The organism is Paenibacillus oceani (assembly GCF_014705615.1).
Classification (GTDB): domain Bacteria; phylum Bacillota; class Bacilli; order Paenibacillales; family NBRC-103111; genus Paenibacillus_AB; species Paenibacillus_AB oceani.
Genome location: NZ_JACXJA010000014.1, coordinates 126751 through 147242, shown reverse-complemented (window position 1 = coordinate 147242; position 20492 = coordinate 126751). Strand labels below are relative to the sequence as shown.

20 protein-coding genes and 2 pseudogenes are annotated in these 20492 nt (G+C 52.9%); 4 read left to right on the top strand and 18 right to left on the bottom strand.

Going from position 1 to position 20492, the window contains the following annotated elements; genetic code table 11:
- Nucleotides 1–3: 3 nt before the first annotated feature.
- The 3 genes from coaD to IDH45_RS11985 form a co-directional block, all read right to left on the bottom strand.
- Nucleotides 4–501: a pantetheine-phosphate adenylyltransferase gene (gene coaD, locus IDH45_RS11995; RefSeq protein WP_190927831.1), complete on the bottom strand. Its 498-nt coding sequence runs from the start codon at nt 499–501 to the stop codon at nt 4–6.
- Between the two features lie 62 nt (nt 502–563).
- On the bottom strand, nt 564–1127 hold the full coding sequence (gene rsmD, locus IDH45_RS11990) for a 16S rRNA (guanine(966)-N(2))-methyltransferase RsmD (protein ID WP_190927829.1): 564 nt from the start codon (nt 1125–1127) through the stop codon (nt 564–566).
- 685 nt (nt 1128–1812) lie between these two features.
- Nucleotides 1813–2568 (bottom strand): DUF1906 domain-containing protein, encoded by a 756-nt coding sequence (locus tag IDH45_RS11985; RefSeq protein ID WP_190927827.1) that lies wholly within the window; start codon nt 2566–2568, stop codon nt 1813–1815.
- Between the two features lie 218 nt (nt 2569–2786).
- Here IDH45_RS11985 and IDH45_RS11980 point away from each other — a divergent pair, with 218 nt between their 5' ends.
- Nucleotides 2787–3026, top strand: a complete 240-nt coding sequence (locus tag IDH45_RS11980) for a hypothetical protein (protein WP_190927825.1) — start codon at nt 2787–2789, stop codon at nt 3024–3026.
- Between the two features lie 207 nt (nt 3027–3233).
- On the top strand, nt 3234–3440 hold the full coding sequence (locus IDH45_RS11975) for a hypothetical protein (protein WP_190927823.1): 207 nt from the start codon (nt 3234–3236) through the stop codon (nt 3438–3440).
- 221 nt (nt 3441–3661) lie between these two features.
- On the opposite strand, the gene IDH45_RS11970 is transcribed toward IDH45_RS11975, so the two are convergent.
- The 10 genes and pseudogenes from IDH45_RS11970 to IDH45_RS11930 form a co-directional block, all read right to left on the bottom strand.
- Nucleotides 3662–4198 (bottom strand): HAD family hydrolase, encoded by a 537-nt coding sequence (locus IDH45_RS11970; RefSeq protein WP_190927822.1) that lies wholly within the window; start codon nt 4196–4198, stop codon nt 3662–3664.
- 48 nt (nt 4199–4246) lie between these two features.
- Nucleotides 4247–4891 carry an HAD family hydrolase gene (locus IDH45_RS11965; RefSeq protein ID WP_190927820.1) on the bottom strand — a complete coding sequence of 215 codons (645 nt, stop codon included), beginning with the start codon at nt 4889–4891 and terminating at the stop codon, nt 4247–4249.
- 39 nt (nt 4892–4930) lie between these two features.
- Complete coding sequence (locus IDH45_RS11960; protein WP_223836579.1) at nt 4931–5473, bottom strand: DUF4269 domain-containing protein; 543 nt, start codon at nt 5471–5473, stop codon at nt 4931–4933.
- A gap of 72 nt (nt 5474–5545) precedes the next feature.
- The gene (locus IDH45_RS11955) at nt 5546–6064 is read right to left on the bottom strand and encodes an NUDIX hydrolase (RefSeq protein WP_190927817.1); all 519 of its coding nucleotides are present in this window, start codon (nt 6062–6064) and stop codon (nt 5546–5548) included.
- Between the two features lie 222 nt (nt 6065–6286).
- Nucleotides 6287–6766 (bottom strand): hypothetical protein, encoded by a 480-nt coding sequence (locus tag IDH45_RS11950; RefSeq protein WP_190927815.1) that lies wholly within the window; start codon nt 6764–6766, stop codon nt 6287–6289.
- A 24-nt stretch (nt 6767–6790) separates the two neighbouring features.
- Complete coding sequence (locus tag IDH45_RS11945) at nt 6791–7183, bottom strand: NUDIX domain-containing protein (RefSeq protein ID WP_317891197.1); 393 nt, start codon at nt 7181–7183, stop codon at nt 6791–6793.
- Between the two features lie 27 nt (nt 7184–7210).
- Nucleotides 7211–7696, bottom strand: coding sequence for a class I SAM-dependent methyltransferase (locus IDH45_RS11940; RefSeq protein ID WP_190927811.1), 486 nt, complete (start codon nt 7694–7696; stop codon nt 7211–7213).
- A gap of 13 nt (nt 7697–7709) precedes the next feature.
- Nucleotides 7710–7948, bottom strand: a pseudogene (locus tag IDH45_RS35420) (DUF3024 domain-containing protein).
- Nucleotides 7949–8102: 154 nt separating this feature from the next.
- Nucleotides 8103–8624: a GNAT family N-acetyltransferase gene (locus IDH45_RS11935; RefSeq protein WP_190927809.1), complete on the bottom strand. Its 522-nt coding sequence runs from the start codon at nt 8622–8624 to the stop codon at nt 8103–8105.
- Nucleotides 8625–8931: 307 nt separating this feature from the next.
- Nucleotides 8932–9420: a hypothetical protein gene (locus tag IDH45_RS11930; protein WP_190927807.1), complete on the bottom strand. Its 489-nt coding sequence runs from the start codon at nt 9418–9420 to the stop codon at nt 8932–8934.
- A 66-nt stretch (nt 9421–9486) separates the two neighbouring features.
- Between IDH45_RS11930 and IDH45_RS11925 the strand changes: the two are divergent.
- A pseudogene (locus tag IDH45_RS11925) lies at nt 9487–10635 on the top strand (IS3 family transposase).
- 1643 nt (nt 10636–12278) lie between these two features.
- Here IDH45_RS11925 and IDH45_RS11920 read toward each other — a convergent pair.
- From IDH45_RS11920 to IDH45_RS11900, 5 genes are all read right to left on the bottom strand, one after another.
- Nucleotides 12279–12584: a hypothetical protein gene (locus IDH45_RS11920; RefSeq protein WP_190927805.1), complete on the bottom strand. Its 306-nt coding sequence runs from the start codon at nt 12582–12584 to the stop codon at nt 12279–12281.
- Nucleotides 12585–12688: 104 nt separating this feature from the next.
- Nucleotides 12689–12991, bottom strand: coding sequence for a hypothetical protein (locus IDH45_RS11915; RefSeq protein ID WP_190927803.1), 303 nt, complete (start codon nt 12989–12991; stop codon nt 12689–12691).
- Entirely contained in the window at nt 12988–15063 is a 2076-nt protein-coding gene (locus IDH45_RS11910; protein ID WP_190927801.1) for a beta-galactosidase, read from the bottom strand. Before IDH45_RS11910 ends, IDH45_RS11915 begins: the two co-directional genes overlap by 4 nt.
- 60 nt (nt 15064–15123) lie before the next feature.
- Nucleotides 15124–16431: a twin-arginine translocation signal domain-containing protein gene (locus IDH45_RS11905; RefSeq protein WP_190927799.1), complete on the bottom strand. Its 1308-nt coding sequence runs from the start codon at nt 16429–16431 to the stop codon at nt 15124–15126.
- A 19-nt stretch (nt 16432–16450) separates the two neighbouring features.
- Nucleotides 16451–17725: an ABC transporter substrate-binding protein gene (locus IDH45_RS11900; RefSeq protein WP_190927797.1), complete on the bottom strand. Its 1275-nt coding sequence runs from the start codon at nt 17723–17725 to the stop codon at nt 16451–16453.
- 323 nt (nt 17726–18048) lie between these two features.
- Between IDH45_RS11900 and IDH45_RS11895 the strand changes: the two genes are divergently transcribed.
- Nucleotides 18049–20358: a helix-turn-helix domain-containing protein gene (locus tag IDH45_RS11895; RefSeq protein ID WP_190927795.1), complete on the top strand. Its 2310-nt coding sequence runs from the start codon at nt 18049–18051 to the stop codon at nt 20356–20358.
- The last annotated feature ends 134 nt before the right edge of the window (nt 20359–20492 follow it).

Genomic DNA, 20492 nt, shown 5'->3' with positions numbered 1-20492 from the left:
AGCTTATGTAAACTTCACCCTCAACGCCGCTTCCACCTCGGCCGGGACCAGATCGGAAACCGGACCGTGAAAACGGGCGATCTCTTTCACGATACTGGAGCTGAGATACGAATATTGAGGGCTTGTCATCATAAAAAACGTCTCGACTTTGTCGTTCAGCTTGTGATTAAGCGAGGCCATCTGCATTTCCGATTCGAAATCGGACACGGCTCGCAGCCCCTTAACGATTACATTTGCCTGCTTGGCCGCCATATACGTAATCAGCAGTTCGCCGAAACTGTCCACTTCAACATTAGTCAATCCTCGGGTAGCTTCCTCAAGCATCTGCTTGCGCTCCTCGACAGTGAATAGCGGACTCTTCTTGCTGTTATTCAGAACGGCCACGATTACTTTGTCAAACACGTTGGCGGCCCGGTGAATGATGTCCAGATGTCCGAAGGTAACCGGATCGAAGCTGCCCGGATATACGGCTACCGTATAATCGTGTTTAATTGTAGTCATATCCTCATCTCCTGATGGCGCTAAAATTAGACTGTTTTTCGGAAGGTGAACACTCGCATCAACTATGTCGCAGGGGCGACCTTGTCGTATACGGATACGGCAATTTCACCGTACTCCACTCGTTTCCGGAGCGCCAGCCCCCCGATCTCATCGGCATAACGGTTGACTGCATCGTGCTCCACGACTGCTATTGCCTTGTCCGCCAAAAGACCAAGCTCCTGCATGGAATGGAGCAGCTCTTCGATCGCCGTCATTTTGTACGGAGGATCGAGGAAAATAAGCTCAAACTGCAAATCCCGCTTGCTCAGCGCTTTGATCGCCCGAGACGCGTCGTTCCGGTACACTTCCGCCTGTTCCGATAGCCGGGCCGCCTGCAAGTTCGCCGCGACAACTTCCACGCTTTTTTTGTCGGCGTCCACAAAAACCGCCCGTTCCATCCCCCTGCTGAGCGCCTCGATGCCCAGACCTCCGGTGCCCGCAAACAAATCGAGCACATTTCCTCCCGTAAAATACGGCCCAATCATACTGAAAATGGCTTCCTTCACTTTATCCGTCGTCGGCCGCGTTCCCATGCCGGGAACCGCTTTAAGCGGTCTGCCCTTCGCCGACCCCGAAATGACTCTCACGATCGTTCCCTCGTTTCTCCCGCTTGCGGGCACCTTTATGTAAATGGCCGGCCGGCCCGTCGTTGGATTCCGGCCTCCATAGCGGTTTTGCTGTAGCTATCGTATCATATTCTGCAAAAAAACCACAAAAATTTTGAGCCCGCCATGTATATCTTTTGGTTCTGCGGGCCATATTGAAGCTATCGACATTCACAAGATGTCGTAGACAACCGCGGAGAAGACTTACGTTTCCCCATAAGCTCTTCGTCCGGTTTCTCCTCTCCCATGAGGGGGTTCGCGCAAGCGGCCCCCAAAGACTATGATCCGCCCGGCCTTGTGTGGGGCGGTTTTTTTGTTGTACCTCTCTTCATGGTTTAGAGTCTTGTGTTAGTGTATTCAGCTATAGTTATCGCATTAACAGTGGTACGCATAGCACCATGGCTCGGTCCACCTTAGGGCTTCCCTCTTCCGTATTCTGGAAAACTCCATTTTCCACCATACCTACACTCCGGTTTGTCCTTCACTTCTCGTACTACACTTGTCAATCTTATTTCGGTACTAAATCTAAACAATGTCAATCCCTGTTTGAAATATGTAAACATGCAGCAATCTCAGTTTTGTTGTAAGTTATAAAAAGAGTGCGCGCAGACTATCCGCACACTCTCTTTTCGTTGTAGAATATTCAACGGCTTAGACCCCATTTTAGTCACCCATTATAAATCTGCTCCGGCTGTCCCGAAGCTTTACGAAGCTCGTTGGCGAGCTGGTTGCGGCGGATTTTGTCGGCATCCGACGCTTTATCGAATTCATGGGCCAAAAAACGCTCGATGATCTCGTTGGCATCCTCCGGTTTGATCATGTACGCCAAAGTATTCCACCACCCTTCTTCCCCATACGATTCGTCCAGATCGACCATGATCCCGTTGATCAGCATCCCCTGTCCGCTTGGACCGTTATCGTATTGATAGAGATGGATTCCGATTGCAACCTGCCCCCTGCTCCAGGCATACGTCTGCCAAAACTTCGAGCACGCTCCTGCGGATCGAACGGCCTGAACGACCGCATACGATCCGTATACGCCTGTATCATAGGCGGGGGTCGCTTCATTTGCACCACGAATATAGTCTATGATCGTAGTCATTTGTGAAGGCTGGGCATCGAAGTCGACGGCAAAATAAATCGTGCTTCCTTCAGGCTGACCTACCTGCTTCGCAACTTGAACGGCCGTTTGCCCGTCTGCCCGTCCGGCGTTCCGTCCGCCGAGCGCCCGGTTTGCGGTCGTTTCGAATACGGACACGATTTGCAAGCCGGCGGCGCTGATCAGGTCCGCCTCCGATTTTTTTAATGCTTTCCAGCTTGTTAAAGGAACGAGGTACCGGCAAACGAAGGCGTAGCCATCCCGCTTAAAGGCTGCAGCCGTCGCTGCGGTTAACGGTGTTGCACAATCGAATCCTTGTGCCATCTCGGTTCACCTGCCTTGTCCTTTTCTGTACCATATGCTGCAAACGGTACGCCTGCACTTGGCAAGTGACACGATGTATCTCTACAAAAAGGCGGATGCCGGGCCGAAACGAATAAAAAAATGTTCTCTCGTCCCGAAAACCGGGCGAAGGTACAGTCGAAGCGGCTCCCCGCTTCGTATACTATGGTGAATCTCCACACTGGAAGGAGGAACATGATATGTCTTCTCAAGGTTTCCATTGTCCGACCAAAGCGATATACGATCCGCCCAGAGTTGTGTACCGCAATCACTATCATCCGCAAATCGTCCAGGTCGTTCATGCTGTCGAGGTGGTGAATCGCCATCATTGTGTGCCGGTGTATCAACATGTCTATACTTGCAGTGAGCGGGATGAATTTTGCGGGGAAATGGCGAATGTAAATATGGCTCGAAATACGCGTTACGGGGGAAGAAGATAAAGGGGAGCGCCTTCGTCGGAGCGATGAGCTCCGGCGGAGGCTTCGTCTGTTTTTCGCTGCATGCCCTCCTTGCGGCCGTCAAAACGCACAAATTCCGCTTGTGCCTGGCGCTGAATGTACGCTCCCGTTCACAATCGGCCGCATCCGCCTGCTCCCGAATGGGATATAATGATTATGCAGTCATCCGATTATGGGGAGGAATTCCTGTTGTCACTCGAAGCGAAGTGTATGACCTGCCGAAAAGAGTACCGCCTGGAAGCGAGCGATCCGTATTACCCGAAACTGAAAATGAACTTGACCAAGCTCTACATATGTAAGTCCTGCAGCACCGCTATGAAAGAAGAAGCGATCAGCTCCACCGGCCTGAATCCCGGTATGCTCGACCCGAAAGGGCATGACAAGCTGGTGCCTTGACATGCATCGACCTTGTATAGTCCACATTTCCCCAGTGTCAGTCCCACGGGAACGTCCCCCTTTCCAAACGAAAGGACCTCCAATTCCACGGTAAGGTGGAGATCGAGATCCTTTTTCTCAAGGAACACGGGTCCTAAGGGGGCTCAAAAAATTGCAAAATGACTTTGCAGGCAGCCCTCGGTGCAGGCTGTACGTTTTCCTTTTACACAGCGGTGCCTGTCCTACTCCAAAAAACCAAGCAGCTCCCGCATCGATTGAATATGTCCGATGGACGGAACTTCTCTTCGCACAAGCTCCGCCACTTTTGCGTTATACGCCAGAAAAGCGACTCCGCCTCCCTGCGCCGCTTTCCCGTCGATCCAGGAATCGCCGACAGACAGCCACTTTTCGGGGCGAATATGCGGGTAATGCGCAAGCAGCGCGGCCACTCCGGAGAACGGATACCGGCCATGAAGCCTCTCCAGCAACTCGGGCACATGCGGCTCCAGTCCCGCTCCCGCCATCCCCGCCCGTTCCCCTTCTACGACGATCTCCCATACCGTTTGATCGAGCGACGGCGTCATCCCGGGCGTATTGCGAGCCGTCTCAATTAAGGTGGCGATCGTATGGTCGCCGACCGGGAAACCGGGAGGGAGCAGTTGTTCCTTGCACAGCAGAGCGAACACTTCACTTTTAATTTGCGGGAAGTCTATAGACGATTTCAGCAACGTATTATCCATATCGAAAATAATAGCTTCGTAAGGCAAATCCGGCTTCATTGCTCACCCCCGCTCCTTCCTGGATGTATCCGTTTCGGTTAGCCCGTCCTAGTCTTTCAGAAAGTCAATCAGTTCCGCGACCCGGGTAATGTACATATCGGGCGTCGTATCAAAACGGTGTGTCTGCACATGCTCCAGCCAGTGAGCTCCGATCGTGAACACGCCCGCCCCTTTGCCTGCACGCATATCCGCCTCGCTGTCGCCGATAAACACCGTCTCCTCCCTAGTGCCGCCAAGCGCGTTCATCGCCGTTAGTACCCCTTCCGGGTCCGGTTTGGGGCGCGTCATCTCGTCGCCGGATACGGTTACGTCAAAATACCCGCCCATCCCCAGCTTTTCCAAAGAGATATCCAGCGCCGCCCTTCCTTTCCCAGTAACGATGCCCATCCGGTGTCCGCGCGCCTTCAAACGTTCGAGAAGGCTGTTGATTTCGGCATTGGGCTTCACCATCCGGTCGTGCTCCCGGACGTAGCAATCGTAGAACAAACGGACAGCATCTTCTGCAGAGTCGCGGTTTCCCAGATTAAGCCGGATAATATCGGCCTCCGTAGGACCGAACATCGCCACCACCTTAGAGGCGCTCAGCGATTTCCCGTCATACTTCGAGAACGCCTCCCCGATCGAATAAATACACACCGGCAGCGTATCCGCCAACGTTCCGTCAAAATCAAAAAGAATCGTTTTATAGTTCATCTGCATGCTCGCTCCCGTCAAGAGTATACAAACCCAACATTATCTACCTGCAAGCATTTGAATCAAACGTTCATCCGGCTCCTTCGCAAGCTCCAGCAGCGCCTGATAGGGGTCACCCTCGAGCCCGAAATAGTCGGCGAAAGCCGGCTCCGTCTTGAGTCCGGCCCGTTTCTTGGCCAGAACGGCGATCCTGACAGGGTCTCCGAACAATTGTAACAGACGCGCTTCCACAACCATATGGATAAATCCGTTCTGTCGCTCCACTGGAGTCTGCTCTCCATAAATCTCAATCGGAAGACCGTCGCAGCAAAAACGTACCACCGCCCGCTCGGCACGTGGAGGCTCCGCACTTCTGTAGGAGTAGCCGAACATCTCGTGATGACCGAATACCTCTCTAACTGTCTGCTCAAAATATGCGAAATCTTCCACTTCGCACGCGATGTCCAGGTCGCTGCCCGGAATATCGATTGCGATAGGGATCGTGCCGACCACCGCAGGCCGAAAAGGCTTCAGCTTCTCAAGCAAACCGTACGATCTGATAATCCGGGAAGCGTTCCGCTGGACCTCGGTGCCTCGGCTCATGTGTGTAATAGTTGTCCAGTCTACCATCCCGTAGTGAGTGAAGCCTCCTCTCGGATTACCTGTTGCTTCATCTTAGCAGCCTTTCCTAATAACCGCACCGGCTAACACCGGCTCCATTTGTCTGCGCTCGTAAGCAATGACTTTGTGCTGGTGAAACACACAATGGTGAACATAGCAAGAATCATCTTCGAGTACGGTCCTTAAATAACGCGGAATAATCTCCCCCATACCGAAGTTGTGATCCGACAGCACCCACTCGATCTCCTTCCAATCGAGCAGCCCTTCTTCCATCTGGACAGGAGTCGGGTAAGCGAGCGACGGCGGCAGCTCAGTCATAAATACATGCATTCCTCCGCGCGGTGAAACGTCCGACTCCCAACTGACAACTCCTTTGTACGCCACATCGGTCAAACGAATGCCCGTTTCCTCCCATGCCTCGCGCAAAACTCCGGCCATCGGGGTTTCTCCGGCTTCGAGCTTGCCGCCCACTCCGTTCCACAGCCCTTTAGCCGGTGCCGAATTGCGGTTCAGCAGTAAAATCCGGCTGCCTTGTCTTATAAATAAAATCGTATACCGGATAAATTCGTTCATAGCAGCTCCCTCGAATACAGCAAAATTCCGTCTCGCCGCCGCCAGCCGGTTCCGGACCAGTAGCGGTGCTTCATTTCCCGGATGTCCATCTTGTGCGCTGGGCCCCTTACATCTTCGTTATTATTTTAAAATAGTGCATGATCTTGTTCAGCCGCCGCCGGAACCGTCTCATAAGGCTTGTCCTCCCGCCCGGCCGACAGAGAAGTACCCTGCCGGTCTTGATTAGGATGAAACCATACTACTCGAAATGACCCACATGGCGATCCTGTACATCCCGCCAATACCTGTGGAAGCGATCAACAAAACAGCGGGCTTCTGCCGATGCACCCGATACGTTTTTCGAACCGCTGCAGTAAAAAAGAGGATAAGCAAGCTGAAACTAACGAGGAGGGAAACTCCCGGCCGGATCGCTGGACCAGGCAGGATCAGGTTTTGAACCGAGACGAAGGAAAGATAGATGCACATCGTAACCGAAATCCACCAGCCCCACCTTTTTCCCCTTAACACGCCAACCGAACCGGCAGCCAGCACGACGCCCGACACGAAGCTGAGCAACAGGAGCCGCTGGCCGGCGGACAAATCCCAGGTTATGAAATGGTGCAAAACCCCGTTAAACCCAAACAGAATGAGGAGCCACAAACAAATGATAACTTGGAGCCCTGCCGCCAGCCTGACGATCCGGACCGGGTCGATTCCGTTCATAGGACGCCCCTCCCTCGTGATCCTTTATTCCAATATAACGCTTTGCCCCGTTACAATCGACTGAATGATCGGCAGATGGGTTTCGGCTATAGGGAGTTGATGCAGTTGACCGACCGGTATAAATCGCACCTCTTTCGACTCTTCGCTGCACCCGATTTCCGAGAAAGGCTCGACTTCTACCTCATATGCAATCGTTATGATCCGTTTCACATTGCCGTCCGGAAAAGCGGCGATTCTGGAAGGGTCCGAAAACGTCCCGAACAGCTTTACACCGTGCACGGTTAAGCCCGTTTCTTCCTTAACTTCCCGGTGTAGCGCATCCGTTAGCGACTCGTGTTCTTGCACGCCCCCGCCAATGATCGCCCATCGGTCGCTGTCCGACCGTTTTTCCAGCAAAATACCGTCATCACGTCTGATAATCGGACTACTCCGATACTGGTCGGCTTATTGGGCCGCGGAGCATGTTCGTTTTGATAATAAAATCTGGCTTCTCCCAAGCGGAATCCCCCTTAGCCTGATTTGTATGTCCGGTTTCGGCGATCCATGCTTTCGCTTTTCGTTTACGGAGCTCGTTTTTGCCAAATCCCCGAGATCCGCCAACCGGAGGTCCAGGTTTGCCCGAACCCCATAGTGCTCGCCATACTCATGCAGCTTGTTCAGCGCCGATTGCAAAATATCGACGCATACGACTTTTCCGCCCCGACCTTGCAGCCTGCTTGCGATCGGGATACTGTTACGGCCGACTCCGCAGCCAAGGTCAAGAACGGTTATGGGGCCGCCGGACGAAGTCACCAAAGCCATCGTTTCCATGACCGCTCTAACCGGCTTATGCAACCAAGAACCCGGTTCGAACAGCTTGTACTCCTCGTAGCAGGCTTCGTGGTAGTCGCGTTCTTCCTGACAAATCCGCTCTATTCTAGCGCTCTCCATAAAGTGCGCCCCCCTATTTCCAAAATAATCCTTGATTATTTCGGTCTACAGCCTGCAATTGGAGTTCGAAGTCGTCTTCTGGAATGATCTCATCGACAAGATGCCACCGATCCTTTCCTCGAACAACGTTACGGAATCACCGCGGATCTTGTAGTTGAGTTTCACTTGATCCCTGGCATGTTTGGGCACTTTTTGTTCCATGTAACTGTCCAAAATGTTCTCAATTCTCTTTTTAGTAAACGCGTCCAGCATCTGGGTTCACCTTTACTTTTCCATAGTAATTTCTGGGGATTTGGGGAGAGAAGTCCGATACTAAGCCTTTCTACTGCTGCATGCGAATAGTAATGAATACACGAAACTGTAGCAGATCATATGTATGAAAAAAACGATGGTGAAGGGTTTGGTGTTAAGCTCTTTCCGCCGTCTCTTTCGCGAACAAATAAGTCCGGAGGTTCCGGTTTCGGCTGTTGATATATTCTTTTTCCAAAGTCATCCCTAGCTTCTCGGCCACTCTCCGCGAGGCGTGATGATCGATTGGCATATTGGAGCAAATTCTGTGCAGTCCGAGATGGACGAAACCGTAGTCCAATATCGCCTGTGCCGCTTCATATCCATACCCTTGATGCCAATAAGGGGAGTAAATGATGTATCCGAGATCGTTCTCGGTCGTACCATCCAGCTCAGCTTTCATGATCCCCCCGTCGCCGATCACTTCGCCCGTTTGCTTCAGCTCGATGACCGCCCTTCCAAATCCCCAGCCTGCATAACTGTCCAAGCTTCTGCGAATCCAGCCCGAAGTCTGCTCCTCCGTAAACGGCGAAGGCCAAAACTGCATCGTAACCGGATCGCTGAGTATGCGGTGGATGGAGGCAAATTCCTCTTTCTCGTACGGTCTGATCCACAGTCTTGCGGTGTTGATGAGGTCCATAACGGCTCTCCTTCCGGATCGTTTGGGATGCTTTTCTCTGGCCTTGCGATTTGCTTTACCCTGCAGACGAGCATTGGAGTAAGCTTTGGATCACCGCTTCATTCCCTGCATAATCCAGCGTTTTCATCCACTTTAACCCAAAGGCAGGTTTGCTGCAAGACATTAGTACGAGCAAAGTTCTATGCTCATGCCAAAATTGGGACATAGCTTCAACACGCGACTTCAGCGCTTTCCTTCCCATTAAAAAAGCGCCGCCTTTCTTTGTAATCGAAAGGGGCGACGCTTACTCATCTATATCGTCGAGATGTTAACGGTAATACCTACCATCCTGATGAATCGATCCTTCACTGATGCTTGGTCCTTTCTCTAAGATAACAAAGTGGGAAATCGGCCCCGATCCTTCTTTTCCGAGAAGAACTCCTAATGCGATCTTATCTTTCAAATTCTCATCTTTTATCGTGTAAATGGGGCATCCCGGTTGAAATGTCAGAGAGTCAACATTTTCAACCCTTTCGAATACGCCAATCCGTTTGACAAGACCAATCTTTTCGCCCAACAATTCTGGGTCTAGCTTTTTTCCTGTATCGAAATAGTAGAAACTCTGATGTACCACAAAAACGTCCCGACGCACCTTGACTTCGGGTATAGAAGGTATTGCGCCGCTATGATTTGGTGGGTTTGGGAGTATATTTTCGCTATTGGTATCATTGTGTTTTGTTTTGAGAAGCCCTATCACGATTGACAATACGCTAATAAATGCAAACGTAATTACCCAAGTTCCGCTGATTTTAGTCATTCCAGTTTCACAGCTACTATAATGCTACATAGAAACTAGACAGTAAAAAAGGAGTTTCTTAGTTGTATGACGACCAGCAGAAGGAAGTTTACACCCGAAGAAAAGGCACGTATTGTACTGGAAATTCTGAAGGAAGAAAAGTCAGTTTCACAGCTCGCTTCCGAGCATGGCATTCATACCAATGTCCTCAATCGGTGGAAATCAGAAGCGATCCAGAACCTCTCGCAATTGTTCGTCGATGATCGAAAAGGCATCACGAAAATGAAAAACGAATATGAACATCAGATCAACGAACTCTACGCCGAGATTGGAAAGCTGACCAGTCAGTTGTCGTGGCTCAAAAAAAAATCTGGCCTCTAACCTATCACGCGAGGAACGTATCGACCTTTTGGAATGGGATTGCCCCGAGCACGCGATCATCGTTCAAGCCGATCTGCTGAGCCTGAATCGCTCCAGCCTGTACTACAAGCCGGTTCCTCCCTCCCCGGAGGAAATTCGCCTCAAACACCGGATTGATGAGCTTTACACGCAGCATTCGTTCTTGGGCTACCGGAAGATTGCCGCGATTATGAACAGGGAAGGAGATGAAATTCATAAGAATACCGTACGGCGCTACATGCGAGAAATGGGGCTCATGGCCATCTATCCCGGCCCGAACCTGAGCAAGCGCGATCTGCAGCGTCGGATTTATCCTTATCTCCTCCGGAAGCTGCTCATCACACAGCCGGATCAGGTGTGGACTGTGGACATCACGTATATCCGGATGAAGCACGGCTGGATGTACCTATACGCCATTATGGATTGGTATTCCCGCTACATCGTAGACTGGCAGTTGGACCAGAGTCTTGAAATCGAATTCGTTCTGGAGACCATGAAACGGGCACTGGCGCGGCGTAAGCCGGGGGTTATCAACAGTGACCAAGGCAGCCATTTTACAAGTCCACAGTATATCAATCTGCTGAAAGAAAACGAGGTTCAGATCAGTATGGACGGTAAAGGCCGTGCAAAGGACAACATCGTCATTGAGCGCTTCTGGCGCAGCCTCAAGTACAACGAGGTCTACATCAACGACTATAACAGTCCGCGAGAGACGAGACGTGGTGTGGAAGGCTACATCCATTTGCACATCACTATCTGCCGCATCAGTCTCTGCAAAACCATACGCCGGCTACTATGTATAACCGGGACGCTATCCTGTTACCCACATGTGAATGATCAAAGAAAAAACATGGCTCCCGCGCCTTCGCTTGGGCTACGTCTTCCACCTGTGGACATCGACTTCACTGGTAGTATCTATCAGAATTCCCAACTCTGAAAGATTAACTGCTTGCCCCTTCGGGGCGATGTTAACAAACATTGTGCATTATTTCACACCTTAAAAATCTAAAAAAACTGTCTTGACATCTTGTAGCACCATATCCTCTCTCTTCAATTACTACTACTACTAATAAAAGTACCCCCATATATGGTCAATGTTGCGATATTGGGAAACAGGAATAAGAGAGAGGAGCATCATAGTGTAGTGGACTTGCTTTCGAAAAGGAAACCTCAACGAAGCATCAACTAAGTAGACGTAAATACAATTTTACTATTTTGGGATAAGTATTTTTCTCATGAGTTAAACCAGAATGGGCTATGGATTTAAAGCCTTTAATCCTATAGATCAACCTGTGCCGACCGGAGCTTCAATGACCATTAATTTTTAATCACGTTGCCGGCCGCGAGTGTAAAAACGCAGCAATGTCAAAAGCCATTTGAACCTGGTGTGTGCGAATCTAGTTGCTGTTATAGTGAGTGGGAAGCCTGTTTTCAAAAATCTCAAAGAGGAGCTCGGCTCGACTTTGGGAAAGATATGGCATGGATAATGTAAGGACCTGGCTCCGTAAAGGGCGTGATTGGTACGTTGCCCGGATTCGCATGTAGCTTGTTAGTTATTCCCTTCTTTGATTGGGACAACAGAAAAGGCATCCCGAACGGCCATAAAGAAAATTTTCATTTTAATCCGAGTCAGAAATCTCCCTGATTTTGCTGTCATGTCCCGATCCAGTCACGCTGGTGGAGGTTTAAGGCTCGTAATTGCATATTCTGAATCCTTCCATTGCAGGTGATCCAAAAGCGTACCTGGCTCGATCTGATCGTAAATCGGCGTCAAAACCGACAGAAACCCGGTCGTACGGCTGATTTTCTCCGGCACGTCCAGGCGCACGACTGATCGGATGAACGACTGCGCCAGCTCGGGATCACTGCATGTATTAGGCACCATGAGCGCATTGGCGACGGGACCGGTACCGGATTGAAGCCGGTGACTTCACGGCGCAAAATCTCGGCTTCGATCGTCGTCGTCACTGACAGGATTTTCCCTGTTTGTTGTTTATCAACTTAAATACGAACTTCTATAACCGCTTTAGGTGACTATTTGTTTATCTTGTTTATTTGCTGGAGTTGTTCATCCCAAGACATGGCCGCGCTAGGATAAATGTCATGGTGCCAAGAAGAGAGAGAATTGCCGTTAGGCGAGCGGTTATAAATAGGCTTATAGTGCCGGATCGCGGCACTATAACCACCTGTTAGGCTTTCAACCAATTTTCCTGCAAAAAACTAATACGTTGTTGGGTAATTACCATTATAACTAATCTACCCATTTGGATATGCAATCAATAGAATGAGCCGATAGAATTTCACTAATCTGCTTCTGCCGCCAGGCTGCCCTCTTCGGCTTGCTTGACCAAAGCCGTCAGCGACTTCAGCGTTTTCTTGTAGTTTGAAGCGGCTTTGCGGGCGTTGGCCGCCGAGACATGCTCGCGTCCGTCCCAGTCCCGGAATGGTTATCGAGATTTTCAGCCAGCCATTCGGGCCTGTCAGGTGCAGATCGAGACTGGCTGCGGCCTGTTTTTGTAGCGGACTTTAATCGACTGAGCCGTTTCCGCTGGCAGGCTGGTCATCCACAGCCATTCCAACTGCAGCAGCTTGTCCGGACCCGGGAACTGCTCGCCGGTAAATCCGAATAAGTCATATGTGCTAAACCGCCGAAGCTGGGGTAGGGCCGACAAGATCTCCATGCCGGTCAAAATGCCGGGCCTGCCCCATAGACGCAGTTCATGCAGCTCAGAGAAGCGGTGTACGACGGAAGCCAAGTCGAGCTCCCCGATACCGATTAGATGCAATGCAGCCAGCCTCTCTAGACCGCTGAAAACGGGCAGTTGCGCCATCCCGATACGGAGACTCGGAGACGACGGGCCGATTAACGTGAGTTCCTCCAAATCCGGGTTCAGTGTGTCAGCTGTTCCAGCCCGCGGGTCCGAATCGTAAGACGGTTCACGCGGCAAGCGCTAAGATCAAGCTCGCTATTCCCGGAATGGCACACTTGAAGCTCGTTGATGAACGGATTGCCTGCGAGGAACGCGAGCAGCGACTCGCTTACCATATCGTCGTGAATTCGTGTAAGGCAAGGCAGCTTCTCCAGTTCCGCAGGCTGGACAGTTCCCGGAAGGGCGAAGGAGATAAAGCGGTTCGGATGACCGGACTGTTCAGCGTTGTTGAGCGTACGCAGGCTGCTCTGTGAGGCATTCAACAGTTCCCGGACGGCTCCCAGAAATACACCCGAACCGGCGCCTCGCCTACGGACAGCTCCAACAGTTGTCCGGCGGCAACCGGATAGTCGCGCTTGTCATGCAGGTCGCGAACGATGCCATCCGCATCAAACCGGATACGGGCCGAAGCGGCTTCGTCGCCGTAATGAATCAGTACGAGCACTTTGCCGCGCTCGTGCTCCAATTGCCGCAAGCGCAATGTCCAGTCGCCGTTTTGCAGCTCTGCGCAGCGAGGGACAACGCCCGCAATCAGATGACCCAGCCACTTCTTCGAAGCTTCCGGCTGATACACGAAGTAGTGCTGGAAAAGCAGCGTCCCGATCCGCAAGGCGCAACCCGCCCCTACTGCATACCGGGTTGCCGCAGGACGTCCGTCCCCGAATGCGGCGATCGCCCGGCTATGCTCCCCGGCTCTCAAAGGCGCCCGATAAAACCAGCCGTCGAACGTTCGGCTCCCGCACTCTCCGAACAACGCGATCGGTCCGGAATCGATCTCGACATCCTCCACCCGGCAGCCAAACAGCCGCTCAGCCCGCTCCGTCGCCCCTTGATCCAGACGGCCGTCGGCATCTTTCCAAGCCGGGAGACCGTCCGCGATAACCGTCCCGCCGCGCTCGGTGAAAGCTTGCACGACTTCGAGCTCCCGCTCGCTCATGCACACGATATTCGGCAAGACGAGCAGCTTCGTATGCTGAAGCGCTCCGGGCTCCAGCAGCAGGCTTTCGTTGATGAAATCAACCTCGTACGACAAGTCCGAGAATAACATATACGCGCCTGCCGCGGCATCCGCATACATGTTGCGGTTGCGGGGCGAAGCCGCTTCGCTCGTCTTCCCTTCCACCGTTCCCAAAGCCCACGTTTTCTCGGAATAGTAGACGGTTACCCCGGCACGCTCCGGCGACGTCCCGGCAAAAATAGGGTCATGCTCCTTCAAGAAGGCGCTTACTTCCCGGGCCGCATCGAGCCGCGGGGACGGCTCCTCCAACCGGTTGAGCATCGCCCATTCTCCGGCTTCCCAGCCGTTGTTGCGGGCATTGAAGCTCCAGAATACGACCGCCTTGGCGCCCGAAGCGATGCCCTCCCACATCCACCGGCGAATCGTTTCCCGGCCGGGATTGTACGGGATGCCTCCGGAAAACAGCGCCATCCCCCCCTGCAGCTCGGTTACCCAAAATTTGCGGTCCGGGTCCGGAGTAGCCGACTTCATCAAGTCCGCGAAAAACGCAACGGATTGCCCCCATCGCTCGACCGGAAAACGGGTCGAATGATGAACCGGATGGGCCGAGCAGCCCAAAAAATCGACAACCTCCCGCTCCCGCCAAATCGACTGCCCGCTTGCATGAAGATCCGATTGCAGCGCATGCGGATTGACATGGATCGGATGGTCCGGATCGTGCAACCGAATCCGGTCTCGGATCTTCCGCAACTGCGCGGTCAAATTGTCGACCGAGAAGCGAAGCCAATCAAGCCATTCCGCATAAATTTTAAATTCGGCGGCGTTCGGATTACCGGTCAATGCCGAGGAAGCGAGCTCTTCAAAGCTCCCGAATTGATGAAAGTACGCCCGATTGACAAGGCTGATGTCGTCGTCGTAGCGGTCTCGCATAAACCGGATGAAAGCCCGCACACTGTTGTCGTTTCGGGAAATTTTGCGACTGGCCTCGTTCCACAATATCCATGAATCGAGGCTCGGACGATCCCGGTATCTCGTCACAAGCCGGTCGATATAAGCGGCGCTCCGTTCGAAATAATGTTCCGCATCCAGATCGGCATACGATTGCGGCCCGCCCGACAGCTTCATCCATCCGGGCGGACTTACGGACATGAGCGTAGGGACAACCCCCATCCGTTGCCGGTCGGCTTCGTCGAAGCAGGCATCGTAATTGGCAAACTCCCATACCCCGGGTCGCGGCTCCACATGATCCCAAAATACGAACAGCCGAATGAGCTCAAGTTCGTGGCGCTTCATCAGACGCACCAGGCTGCGAACTCGCTCAGGACTGTCGTCTTTATTGATAAACAGCTGACTTCCGATGCGTATCGATTGGGGCATCGTTTCTCTTCTCCTTTTTCCACTTCTGTCGCCTATGTGAGGGTTCCCCGGCGCGCCGGCCTACGAATTCGGCAGCAGCTGCTGCACGATCGCTTGCGCCGCGCCGATTCGGGTAATGCGCATCTCCGCGACACGGGAGTCGACAAACGGCCCGAACGTCCCCGTATCTCCGAATAAAACGATTCCGTCCGGAGGAGTCAACGTAAAGCCGGGCGTGTTATCCAGCTTGAATACGACGATCGTGTCGCCGATTCCCATGTAGCTGATGAAAGCCAGCTTCAAGTTCCGGGTACTGCCGCTCGAGTTCGTGACCTGATACACGCGGGCGCCTTCGAACAGGAGCGAGCCGGAAGCCGGAAAGTCCTGGGTATGGACGATTTCCTGACGCCGGGCCGCATTGAAATACAGCGCATTGCCCGACGAATACCAGCCTCCCGCCCTTCCGGTAATGATATCCGTTTCATTATTCGGATTGCGCGTAAAAAACAAGTTCGCGTTGCCGTCCGTGTCGAAATTCCGGTTCGCCAGTCCGATGGCGGAAGCTTTCACATTGGACTCGGAATAAATATGAAGCTCGTTGTAGCGGCCGCCTCTTTGCTTGAAGCCCACACAGTTCCCTTCCGTCGACCAGTCGATGACGTTATGCATCGACGGATTGCCCGGTCCGCTCGGCGCCTTGTTGGGCCTGATGTCGAATCCGATCTCGCAATTGTACGATCGGCCCTGCAGACGGCAACCGTTCGTATTGCCTGGTCCGACCCCTTCCATCACATAGCCGTACACGCACGACTCGGCAAAAATCCCGCTTAATGTCGCGGAATTCCCGTTTTCATGGTATACGCCGTGCAGTCCTCCTTTCAAGGTAACGCCTCTCGCCTCGAATAATTGGGCCGTTTTCAAATACAAGCATGTTTTCGTGGCGGGGGTGAGCAGCAAGCCGCCGTCTATTTTGCACAGCCGCTGCGTCACCTCGATCAAGGCGTCGTCCGCGCTTCCCGGGTCGAGGTATAAGATCGTTCCCCACCGGCTGCCCAGATCCAAATAGATGCCTTGGCTGTTCAGTGCGATAGTCCGCGCAAACGTATAAGTCCCTCTTACCGTGACCGTCAAATCGCCATCGCTTATCGCTTCGGCAAGCGCCGCTTCGATCGCATCGCTGTTCACTTCGGGAGCGGCGGACGGGCTCGCCCCGAATTCGCGGATATCCCGGATGGCATCCGTATGCCACGCGGCGTTGCCCGACACCCATCGCGACACCGAATCCACGCTTCCACGCGCGGTCGTTACCCCTACTCCCATTGCGGCACCGGCTGTTCCCAATGCCGCCAATAACTTGCGCCGGCTGATCCGGCTGCTGCCATTTGCCATCAGTATCGCCTCCCGATTGTTATTTTTTCATTTCTTCGGCTATTTTCAGATTCGCCAGCTCGTTCGCATCCCGCAATGCCGTGTTGATATCTTTTCCGTTGTTGATCACTTCGGCCAACGCCTTCTCCAGGAAAGACTGCGCGATCGGGTCATATTCCGTCACTTTGTACAGCGGCGCCGACTTCTGCCTGAAGATCGCTTGAACGTTTTTGCCTTTCAACGTTTGCAGGTTGGCTCCGAACGTTTTCTCCACATCCGGATCGACGAGACTGGAAATGTAGCCCTCCTTGTTGATCTCCATCTGCACTTCCTTGGACGTAATATAGGCGATCACTTGAAAAGCGAGCTCCTTATGCTTGCTGAGCGACGAGATGCTCAAATTTTGCGAGTCGACTTGGTACGATCTCCCCGGCGCTTCCTTGTAGGTCGGCAGCGTGACCATATCCCAATTCATCGGCGTGCCTTTTTTGTGCATGTCTTCAAAATTGCCGAGCACGTTCCAGAACGTTTGCATGGCGACCGTCCCTTTGTAAAAATCGGTCAGCTTCTTGCCCCGTTTATTGCCTGGAATCGTGTAAATCGTCTTCAAATTGTTAAACGCCGTCACAAATCCTTCCGCTTCCAGGTTGGCCTTGCCCGAAGCGTTGACAAAAGGCAGCGATAATTGCGATACCCCTTCATAGGTACCGCTGGCGTCCATTCCCCTGTATTCCACGCCGCCGTCCGTTCTCGACAGCTTGCGGGCAAGCTCGGCCGCATCGTCCCAAGTCATCCCATCCTTCGGATAAGCGACGCCGAATTTATCGAATAAATCTTTGTTGTAATACAATACGCCGAAATTGCGGTAGATTGGAAGAGCATACAGTTCTCCGTTCGCTCCCCACATTTTGATCGCGTCCATCGCAAGCGGATCAAGCTTGCTTAAATCGAATTTATGCGACTTGACCAAATCGTTCATATTGTAAAGCAAATTCATATTCAGCAAAGGGGCATACCATGGCGTGCTATCGTAGATCAGATCCGGAAACGTCCCGGCCGCTACGAGGTCTTGCGGGAATTTGCCCGGCCCGCGCAGGATCGGGTCCAACGTAATGTGCGGGTATTTTTTGTGGACGGCATTGATCAGGTAATCCTGAATCGGATATACCGACGGCATGTACAACGACAACGTGACCGGTTCTGGACGATCGGGCTGCTCCCCGACCGGGGCAGGCGTCGCGGCTTGCTTGCCGCAGCCGGTCGCCAAGACGGCGAGCGATGCCGCCAACGATACGGATATCCCAAAACGTTTCATACGATTCCCCCATATGTTCATATTCGTCCGGATCAAGCATGATGATCCGATATCGGAGCCAGCGGCCTTGGATTGTCCCGGGGGCGCTCCTGTCTCTCCAACCCGGCACGTCCGATCCTCTTTATCGCTCCTCCCTCTGCACCGAAATATACACAGCATCCGTTTTTCGTGTAAATACGAACGTTTTGCCGGCTGTGCGATTTCCTATAAAGCGTATATTCCTTTTTTCGGCGATGTGCATATTTTGTTATCCGATTGTGCCCTTTAGGAGTTGTGTTATAGTAGGGGTGTTAGCGGGAAAGCGTTTTCCGGAGGTGCTCGAAATGAATCGGTCGAAACAAGATCAGTCGCTTTTTTTCAAATTTATGATCCCGTATATGATCGTCCTGCTCATTCCGCTTCTGATCGGTCTGATCACATACCGGGGAACGGTCGAGATGATTGAAAAGGAAGTCGTGAACAACAATATGACGCTGCTGCGGCAAAGCAAGGAAACACTCGACCGCAGATTGGCCGAGGTGGAAACGGTATCCAATCAGATGGCGACGGACACGCGTGTGATGCAATTCCAAACGATACGCGAGCCGTTCGAAGGCGCCAATACATACCGGGTCATGGAAACGCGCAAAGGGCTGTACGATTACGGCTTGTCGAATCATTTCATTTCCGGCTCCTACTTGCTGTTCAAGCGGAGCGGGCTTGCTTTATCGTCCAAATTGACGTATACGCTTCCCGACTTTTTCAATCATGTGCTCACTTACCCGGACATGGACTATTCGGCTTGGTACAGCCTCTTGCTGGACCGGCATTACAATAAAACGTACTTGCCCGCCAGACAAGTCGTCCTAAGCGGTGAAGCCCGCTCGATGGTGACGTATGTCCAATCGCTCGGTTATCCCGGCTTCGAGCAAGGAGCCGTCGTTACACTGATTCGCAACGAAGAGATTGTCAAGCTGTTGAGAGGACTGGACGTATCCGACGGCGGCTGGGCTTACGTTGCGGACGACAAAGGACAAATGATCAGCTATGTCGCTTCCCGGAAAGATCAAACGCCGGAAAGAATCGAAACGCTCGCCGAGGAAGGCGCCTACCTCGACCCGGCTTCCGGCATGATGGTCACGTATACGACATCCGAAGCCAACAAATGGACCTATGTCGTGGTGCAATCTCCCCAAGTCGTGCTTGGAAAAGTTCATTACATTAAAAAGCTGACGATTGCGATCGTCTTCGCCGCACTTGCACTCGGCTGTCTGATCGCCGGGCTGCTCGCTTACCGGAACAGCCGGCCGCTCCGTTCGTTGATGCGGACCGTGCACGAACGTCTTCCCGCCGAGTCGCCCCGCACCCGTGACGCGTATCGGCTGCTGCACCATTCCTTCTCGGCTTTGCTCGACCGAAACAAGGAACTCCACTCGACCCTTGTCGAGCAAGCCCCGTTATTGCGCGCATCGTTTTTCGAACGGCTGTTCAAAGGAGAGTTCGGCAATGAATCGGATACAGACACCGGTTTCCGGCATCTTGGCCTTCGGCTGGAGGGCGGGCTGTATGCGGTCGGCCTCGTTCGCCTCGGTGGCGAGCCTACAGAGCGGACGACCGATTTGCTGCATGAGCTGTCGGCAAGCCGCCTGAGGATCAAAGATGTATTCGCCCAATTGGCCGATGGGACCGGCTACGCGCACGATATGGAGGACGACAAGCTGGCGCTGCTGTTCATCGGCATGCACGACGATGAGGAGCGGTTCCGGGACGAGATCGACCGCCGGCTCTCCTCGCTTCGCCGCAACTTAAAGCTCGGCGTCCGAATCGTATTTGCGGTAGGCGGAATATATCGGACCTTGCCGGAAGCGGCGCACTCATATGAGGAGGCGCGACAGGCGCTGTACATCCATAAGTGGGACAGCCGGGCAGACGTCATCTGGTCCGGGGACTGTCCGAATACGGCACTCGGCTACTACTACCCGGCCGACACGGAGACGAGACTGTTCCATCTCGTCAGAGCCGGGGAAGACGAAGAGATGCGCAAGCTGTTCGACTGGCTGTACCGGGAAAATTTCGTCGAGCGTCAACTGTCGATTCCGATGCTGCGGCTGCTCGTTCACGATGTCTCCGGCAGTATCGTCAAGCTGCTCGACCAAGTCCAGGTAGCGGAGGAGGAGGTCGGCTTTTCCGTCAAATCGATCGTCGACCATACGGACAGTCCCGAGAAGGCCGAACGGTATTTTATAGCGCTGTCCGATGTGTTGCAAACGATCTGCGATCGAATCAACGAACGCAAAAAAAGCCACAACGCCCGGCTCTCGGACACGATTGTCGCCATGATCCACGCCGAATACGGAAACGCCGATTTCAGCCTCACCGCCGTCGCGGAGCAGGTAAACCATTCGGAAGCGTATTTGTCGCAGTTTTTCAAAGGACAAATCGGCATAAACTTTTTCGAATATTTGGAAACGGTGCGGATGGAGGAAGCCCACAGGCTGCTGTCCGATTCTGGGGGCCTTGCCGTTCGGGAAATCGCCGCAAGAGTCGGCTACAGCTCGTCCAATACGTTTTGCCGCGCGTTCAAACGGTTCCACGGCGTCAGCACGACCGTGTATAGACAAGCCGGCCGCTGCAACGAGTACGGAAAAGCATAATAAACGGCCGTCCGATCGCAACAATCGCACAGCATCGCATAAATCGCGTACGCCGATTATAAGAAATTGCACATGCACGAAAATGCGCCTATATACCAAGCGAAGGGGATGTGTCATATTCGACACGAAAGGAG